Here is a 7,676-nt window from a genome sequence, read left to right as displayed (position 1 = left end):
ACGGAGTTGTTTCGCGGGCTGGAGTGCATTTTTCCTTGTTTCGCCTCAGACCTTGACGCGGTTCACCAGGAAAATGCCCAGCACCGCCATGCCGCCCCCAAAGATCACGCTGGCGCTGACCGATTCGTCCAGCAGCAACCATCCCAGCAACACGCCAAAAATCGGCACCAGGTTGTTGAACACCACGGTGCGCGCCGCGCCCAGCTTGGTGATCCCTTCGTAATACCAGACAAAAGCCACCGCCGTGCCCAACACGCCGAGAAATGCCAGGCTGAGCCACACGTCGATGGTGAAAGACCCAGACCGCAGCGTGGGCAGATCGCGCACCGCCATCACGCCCAGAAACAGCGCCCCCCATATCGCAGCCCACAGTGTGGCCAGCAGGGGTGACAGGCCTTGCAGCACACGTCGCCCTATCAGCGTGTAAGCCGCCCAGGCGCAAACCGCGCCCAGCATGGACAGCTCACCCTTGCCCACTGACTGCATCAGCTGCGCCAGGTCGCCGTGGGTCACCACAATCCACACCCCCAGCAAGGCCAACCCCACGCCCAGCCAGCGGGTGGCGGACAGACGTTCACCCAACAAAACGGCAGCGACCAGCAGCGTGATCGCCGGGTTGAGCGCCACGATCAGCGATGTTCGGCCTGCGGGCATGCTTACCAGCGCATTGAAGAAAAACAGGTTATAGGCAAAGATGCCGGTGGCACCCAAGGCCATGGTGCCCAACAGTTGGCGGCGGCTGATGTGGGTGAGAGCACGCAGGCCTTGCGACAGGTGCAGGGCCAGCAACAGCGCCAGTGAGGCCAGCACAAAACGGATGAATGCTGCACTGGCAGCCGGCAGATGGGCGGAGACGATGCGGCCCGCGATGAAGGTGCCGCCCCAGATGGCGGGCACGCAGGTCAAGCGCAGGTACAGGCCCATCAGTGGAGGGGTGGCGAGAGGGGAGTGGGTCACGGTCATTGTGATGTGTCAAAGTGAAATTGAGCATGAGATTAATGGTTAATATCTTCACTTTCAAATGAGCATTCACTCATCATGACCCTGGTTCAGCTCGAAGTCCTGATTGCCTTGGCAGAGTGCCAGAGTTTTTCGCGCGCGGCCATGCGATTGGGCACCACCCAGTCCGCTGTCAGCCATGCACTGCGTGCGCTGGAGACGCAGTTGGGTGTCAAGCTCGCGCAGCGCGATGCTTCAGGCGTGCGCATGACCAATGCCGGGGATCGTCTCTTGCAGCGCGCCCGCGAGATGACCGCGCTGGCCGCCACCATGGCACAAGAGGCCGTGGACGCACGTGAGCTGAAAACCGGCACGTTGCGCATCGGCTCCTTTGGTCCGACTTCCACCACCCATTTGCTGCCGCCCTGGCTGGAAACCTTCAAAAAGGCCCACCCTCAGGTACAGGTGCGTATCGAGGAAGAAAGTGACGATGTGGTGGACCAATGGCTGCTGCAAAAGCGGGTAGAAATTGGCTTTGTGGTGGCCCCCAATGAGCGCTTTGAGGTCTTGCCACTGGTACAAGACGAGTTTGTGGCCATTGTGCCGATGGGCCACCCTTTGGCTGAACTGGAAGCCGTGCCCATTAGGGCCTTGACGGGGCTGGATTTTGTGTTGACCGAAGCCGGTTGCGGCCCGGTCATCGTGCCGATTTTGCAAAAGCACGGCGCACGTCCCCAGGTGCTGTACCACTTCACGCAAATCGTGTCGATTCTGGAATTTGTGCGGCGCGGCCTGGCGGTGTCGATGGCGGCACGGCTGGCCTTGCCGGATGCGCCGCAAGGGGTGGTTTACCGTCCTCTGTGGCCTGCGCAGCCACGCACGGTGGGGCTGGCATGCCTGGATGTGGCCAGACTGTCGCCGCTGGCGCGGGCTTTCTGGGATATTGCCAAGAAGAAGACCGTGGTGGGTAGCAGGCACACGCGTTTTGCCCCGGAGTGAATTGGCAACTCGGCGGGCACCACCAGCGGGGTGGGGGCGTCACCCATCGGCACCATGGCTCACACCGTTTCAAACCGTCTCAACTGCCCCAGTTTTTCAAATGTGCGAGGGTCGCCGTCACACCACCGCAGACGATGACGGCGACCTTTTGATAGGCGCGAATCTCTTCAACATGGTCGTAGACAGCGGCCAGCGCTGCACCACAGGCAGGCTCAACCACGATGCGCTGGTCTTGAATGAAGGACTCGCACGCCCTGACGGCCTGCTGGTCACTGACCACGACGCTATGGATGGTGTGTCGGGTCGTCCAATCGAAGGCTTGTTGGGCGACCTGGCGTGCGCCCAGCGAAGACGCAATGCTTTGGATGGCCGGCAGCTCTATCGGGTACCCCGCCTTGACCGCCTGCGCCAAAGAATCCGCGCCCCTGGTTTCCACGGCAATGACCGGTATGCCTGACCAGCCGTTTCTGTGCAGGCCTTCCAGGACACCACAAAGCAGTCCACCGCCCCCGACCGACAGCACGATGGCATCTGGCGCGTCTGCAGCTTGAGCCATTTCATCGACCATGGATGCATGGCCACGCCACAGCAGCGCGTCGTCAAACGGATGCACAAAGGCATCACCCGCGCCCACCATGGATACCGCCAAGGCGTTGGCCTCTTGCCAGGAGGCCCCATGCACCACCACATCCGCGTTTTCCTGCCTGATCAAGGCCTTGGCTCTGTCGGTCGTGGTCTCTGGAACAACGACGGTGACAGGAATGGACAGCTGGCGGCCCGCGTAAGCGACTGCGATCCCGGCATTGCCTCCCGAAGAAGAAATCAATCGGGTGGCTCCCTGCTTGACGGCCTCCTGGCACTTCAAGCCGACACCACGTATTTTGAAGGAGCCAGGAGGCTGCAACGCCTCCATCTTGAGCCAGACACTGCGTCCCGAGGAGTGGCTCAGTGCGCGTGATTCGAAGTAGGGCGTTTGAATGTGCAGGTGGGACATGGGCAGAGGCTGGGTGTTGGTCCGATATTGTGGCATTGACACCCCCTGCGACGGATCCGGCTATCTCACGCGGGTAGGTAGAAACGAGGTCGACATTCCCTGCGGAATGCCCGGTGACAGGGGTGTTCAAACGCAGCCAACAAACGGGTAAGCGGCGCGATACCTAGGGGGAGGTCGCCAGAACCACGCGGTTGCGCCCCTGGTTTTTGGCGGCATACAAAGCATCGTCGGCCATTTTTAGCAACTGGGCACAGGCATCGGTGGCGACTGGAGCGCCCACGGCTACCCCCAGGCTGAGCGTCACCATCTTGGCCACGGGTGAACTGGCGTGGGACAGGCTGGCTTCCCGCATGGCTACCAGGATGCCTTGCGCCACGTCCATGGCCTGCTGCTGGCTCACGCCGGGCAGGATCACGACAAACTCTTCGCCGCCATACCGCGCCGCCAGTTCACCGGCACGGCGTACCGAGGCTTGCAGCACCTCGCCCACGCGGCGCAGGCAGTCATCACCCTGCTGGTGACCGTAGTGGTCGTTGTAGGCCTTGAAATGGTCCACATCGAGCATGATCACCGCCAGCGGCGAGGCCTGCCGCAGCGCGCGCTGGCACTCGTTGGCCCAATACTGGTCAAAACGGCGGCGGTTGGCCAGGCCGGTCAGGCCATCGGTGGTGCTCAGCAGCTCCAGCTGCTGGTTGGCGGTCTCCAGCTCGGCGGTGCGCAGCTTCACCTTCTCTTCCAACGCCTGGTTGATGGCGCTGACCTGCCAGCGCAGCCGCAGCTGTTCTGCCAGTTCGGCTTTCAGCCGCCTGGAGTAGCGCCAGCCCGCCCACAGCAGCAGCAGCACGGCCACCAGACGCAGCACCAGCGTGATCTGGCGCAATTGATCTTGCTGTTGGGCCTGGCTGGACAGTTCTGAAATCAATGCCCCGACGGCCGAGCTGCTGTTGATTTCATAGACCTTGAGCGCCAGCACGTAGTCACCGCTCAGCAGGGTCTGGTAGGCGCCGTCCCACTGCTCGTCGCGCATCAGGGCAAACACCTGATGCTCCTGGGCACGCAAGGCGCGCTGCTCCTCATGCAAGGCGCGGATGCCTGCGGCCAGTGCCATGTGCTGTGTCAGCGCCTGGACCTCCTGCATGGTGGTCTCCAGCTGCGTGTGCAGTCGGCCATAACTGGCTGCCCGCTGGCTGTTTTTTTCGATGACTGCGGTGGCCAGCTCGTTGGTGACAGACTGGTGCAGGCGCACCATGCCTTCCAGCCCGGCCTGGATTTTCAGGTGTTGCCGGTGCATCTGCTCACTTTTGACATCGGCATACAAACCCACCGCAATGGTGAGCAACAGCAGCAGCACGGCCAGGTGCAGGCCGCTTAAAAACGGCGACTCAGGCCGGGTGCTGACGTGCGGGGTGGTTTCCCCTGAAGGCACGAACCTGCTCTGCAGCTCGCTGTCTGGCCAGCGATGTGGGCGGGCTTGAAACAGACGCCGCAGCCGCGCCAGCACGCGCTTGGACTTGCCACTTGTCAGCGCAGCACGGCTGGGCTGCGCTGACAGGGCAACGGCGTGCGAATGGACAAATCGAGACATGGTGGCCGCCGTCCAAATGGGTAGGGGGAGGCCGCATTGTCAAGACCATGCCAGATGAGCGTCAATTTGAAAATGGAAACAAAATGCAAGTGGCCCGGTGTTCAGCCCTGCGCCATTGGGCGGCTGGGGTCGCTGCACCACTCGCTCCAGCTGCCGGCATACAGCGCCGAACGGCCCAGGCCGGCCACTTCCATGGCGATCAGGTTGGGCAGGGCGCTGACGCCGCTGCCGCAGTGGTGCACCACCGTGGCTGGGTCGCGACCGGCCAGCAGGGTCTCGAACTCGGTGCGCAGCTGCGCTGCCGGTTTGAAAAAGCCGTTGGCATCCAGGTTCAGGCCAAATGGCCGGTTCAACGCGCCGGGAATATGTCCAGCCACCGGGTCCAGCGGCTCGGTTTCGCCCTTGAAGCGGGGCGTGGCGCGGGCATCGATGATGGTCTGGGCCGGCCGGCCCAATTGGCTTACTATTGTTTTTGTAGTGACAAGTGCAGTTTTTTCCTGGGCTAGAGGGTAATTTGTTGCCTGTCGTTGGGGTGGCTGGCCGGTCTCGATGGCGCCACCGGCGGCCTGCCAGGCCTGCAGGCCGCCATCCATCACGGCCACCGCTTCATGGCCGATCCATTTGAGCATCCACCACAGGCGGCCGCTGTAGTTGGCGCCTTGGCGGTCATAGACCACGGCCTGCATGTCCGGGCTGAAGCCGACGCTGCCCAGCCAGGCGGCGAAGGTGTCGCGCGCGGGCAGGGGGTGACGGCCAGCGCTGGCGGCATCGGCGGCACCCTTGGCCGCACTCAGGTGCCGGTCCAGGTTGGCGCGCACGGCACCGGCAATGTGGGCGGTCTCGTATTGGGCATCACCCTCGGCGGGTTTCATCAGCTCAAAGCTGCAGTCAAACACCATCACCGGCTGGCCGCTGCTGTGCAGAGCCTGGAGTTGGGCAACGGAAATCAGGGTGGTGTACATGGTGTTTTCCTTGGCAAGTGGGGTCAGTGTTCTTCAGCCGGGGTGTCGGGCAGGGCACGGGTGCGCAGCACGGTGGCGGCCACGCCGCTGGTCACGATCAGGGCCATGCCGGCCCAGCCGGTGGCTGGAATCTGGTCACCAAACAGCAGCAGGCTGTAAAACGCCGCAAACACGATGCCGGCGTATTGCAGGTTGGCCACCAGCAGTGTGGCGCCGCGGCTGAAGGCGCGTGTCATGCACCATTGGCCGAGCGAGGCCAGGACCCCGATCGGGATCAGCCAGGCGGCGGCCTGCCAGCTCACGGCGGACCAGGGGGTGATACCGGTCAGCGCCGTGCCAACCACCCCGACCACCGTGGTGCCGACCGAAAAGTAGAACACGGTGCGGCCTTCGGGTTCGCCCACCTTGCCCAGTGCCGTGACCTGCAGATAGGCCATGGAGGCGCCGATGCCTGAGAGCAGGCCGATCAGCCCGGCAAACAGCTGGTTCTGGTCGAGCGTCGGGCGCAGCATCATGACCACCCCGGCAAAACCGGCCAGCACCGTGGCCATCAGCGGCCCCTGGCGGGTGGACTGGCCGTACAACAGGGCGCCGCCCACGACAAAAGCCGCAATCCAGACGCCGCTCATGTAGTTGAGTGTCATGGCGGTGGCCAGCGGCAGGTGGCTGATGGCATAAAACCAGGTGCACAGTGAAAACACGCCGATCAGGGTGCGCCAGGCGTGCATCAGCGGCACCTGGGTGCGCACGCTGGTGCCGCGGGCGCGCAGCACCAGCGCCATGAAAATGACGCTGACCACACCGCGGTAAGCCACCAGTTCAAACAGGTTGAAACTCTTGGACGCGTATTTGATGCCCACCGCCATGGTGGCAAAAAAGAAGGAACCCAGTAGCATCCAGAGTGCTTGCATTGATCGGTTTTCTGATAAAAATCGGGCTCTAGCCCAGATAAAACAAGCGTTTGATGCTACAAATAATATAGCAAATCAGAGCCCCATCTGCTGGCGATACCAGGCGTGGAAGTGGCGCATGCCGTCTTCCATCGGGCTCTGGTAGGGGCCGACTTCGTTGTCGCCGCGGGCAAGCAGCGCCCGGCGCCCGGCATCCATGCGCTCACCGATTTCGTCGTCCTCGATGCAGGTTTCCATGTAGGCGGCCTGCTGGGCTTCGACAAATTCGCGCTCAAAGGCCTGGATTTCCTCGGGGTAGTAGAACTCGACCATGTTGAGCGTCTTGTTCAGTCCCATCGGGTGCAGGGTGGACACCGTCAGCACATGCGGGTACCACTCGACCATGATGTGCGGGTAATAGGTGAGCCAGATCGCGCCACGCCCGGGCAGCTGGCCGCCACGGTAGGCCAGCAGTGCGTCATGCCAGCGTTGGTAGACCTTGGAGCCGGGTCGGCCAAAGGCGCTGGAAACGCCCACGGTCTGCACCGAGTAGTTGTCCTTGAACTCCCAGCTCAGGTCGTCACAGGTGACAAAGTGGCCCAGTCCCGGGTGAAACGGGCCGACGTGGTAGTCCTCCAGATACACCTCGATGAAGGTTTTCCAGTTGTAGTTGCATTCATGCAGCTCCACCTTGTCGAGCACAAAGCCGGAAAAATCCAGTTCGGCGCGCGGCCCCATACCGGCCAGGTCAGCGGCGATGTCGCGCCCGTTGTCCTCGAACAGCAGGCCGTTCCATTCTTTGAGCGGGTAGTTGGCCAGATTCAGGCAGGGGTCCTGGGCAAAGTGGGGGGCACCGATCAGCGTGCCCGTGGTGGAGGTGCCCTGGCCACTGTAGGTCCAGCGGTGGATCGGGCAGACGATGTTGCCGCCGGCGCCACTTTGGTTGAGCGAGCCGCGGCCCTTGAGCATGATCGCCTGGCGGTGGCGGCAGACGTTGGAGACCAGTTCCACCCCTTGGCTGGTGCGCACCAGGGCGCGGCCTTCACCCTCTTGTGGCAGGGCATGGTAGTCACCCAGTTCGGGCACACTCAGGGCGTGACCCACGTAACGTGGTCCCCGCTGGAACAGGGTTTGCAATTCGCGCTGGTACAGCGCGTCATCAAAATAAGAACTAACTGGTAGTTGGCCAGTGGCCGGCTGCAGTTGAAGACTTAAATCAGACATGGGTGACCTGACCTAGACTCCCCACAGGGAGAGGCACACACAGGTGCCAATTGAAAGAAACCAGCCAGAGCTGGCGCAAAGGG

The 7,676-nt window shown here is 62.6% G+C and carries 7 protein-coding genes; 1 reads left to right on the top strand and 6 read right to left on the bottom strand.

What is annotated here, in order from left to right; all coding sequences use genetic code 11:
- Positions 1–45: 45 nt before the first annotated feature.
- Positions 46–957 (bottom strand): DMT family transporter, encoded by a 912-nt coding sequence (locus tag PHW99_RS17370; protein WP_366913633.1) that lies wholly within the window; start codon positions 955–957, stop codon positions 46–48.
- A gap of 81 nt (positions 958–1,038) precedes the next feature.
- On the opposite strand from PHW99_RS17370, the gene PHW99_RS17365 reads away from it, so the two are divergent.
- Positions 1,039–1,938 (top strand): LysR family transcriptional regulator, encoded by a 900-nt coding sequence (locus tag PHW99_RS17365; protein ID WP_300180591.1) that lies wholly within the window; start codon positions 1,039–1,041, stop codon positions 1,936–1,938.
- 79 nt (positions 1,939–2,017) lie between these two features.
- Here the strand turns inward: PHW99_RS17365 and PHW99_RS17360 are convergent, their stop codons facing one another.
- The 5 genes from PHW99_RS17360 to PHW99_RS17340 form a co-directional block, all read right to left on the bottom strand.
- Entirely contained in the window at positions 2,018–2,932 is a 915-nt protein-coding gene (locus PHW99_RS17360; protein WP_300180588.1) for a pyridoxal-phosphate dependent enzyme, read from the bottom strand.
- A 163-nt stretch (positions 2,933–3,095) separates the two neighbouring features.
- Entirely contained in the window at positions 3,096–4,517 is a 1,422-nt protein-coding gene (locus tag PHW99_RS17355) for a diguanylate cyclase (RefSeq protein WP_300180586.1), read from the bottom strand.
- A 101-nt stretch (positions 4,518–4,618) separates the two neighbouring features.
- Positions 4,619–5,479 carry a sulfurtransferase gene (locus PHW99_RS17350; protein ID WP_300180583.1) on the bottom strand — a complete coding sequence of 287 codons (861 nt, stop codon included), beginning with the start codon at positions 5,477–5,479 and terminating at the stop codon, positions 4,619–4,621.
- Positions 5,480–5,502: 23 nt separating this feature from the next.
- Positions 5,503–6,390 (bottom strand): DMT family transporter, encoded by an 888-nt coding sequence (locus PHW99_RS17345; RefSeq protein WP_300180580.1) that lies wholly within the window; start codon positions 6,388–6,390, stop codon positions 5,503–5,505.
- A 75-nt stretch (positions 6,391–6,465) separates the two neighbouring features.
- Positions 6,466–7,593 carry an aromatic ring-hydroxylating dioxygenase subunit alpha gene (locus PHW99_RS17340; protein ID WP_300180577.1) on the bottom strand — a complete coding sequence of 376 codons (1,128 nt, stop codon included), beginning with the start codon at positions 7,591–7,593 and terminating at the stop codon, positions 6,466–6,468.
- Positions 7,594–7,676 lie beyond the last annotated feature (83 nt).

It is taken from the genome of Rhodoferax sp., from assembly GCF_028689305.1.
GTDB lineage: Bacteria > Pseudomonadota > Gammaproteobacteria > Burkholderiales > Burkholderiaceae_C > Rhodoferax.
Note: the sequence above shows the minus strand (reverse complement) of the source record. Positions and strands in the feature narration are given on the sequence as shown.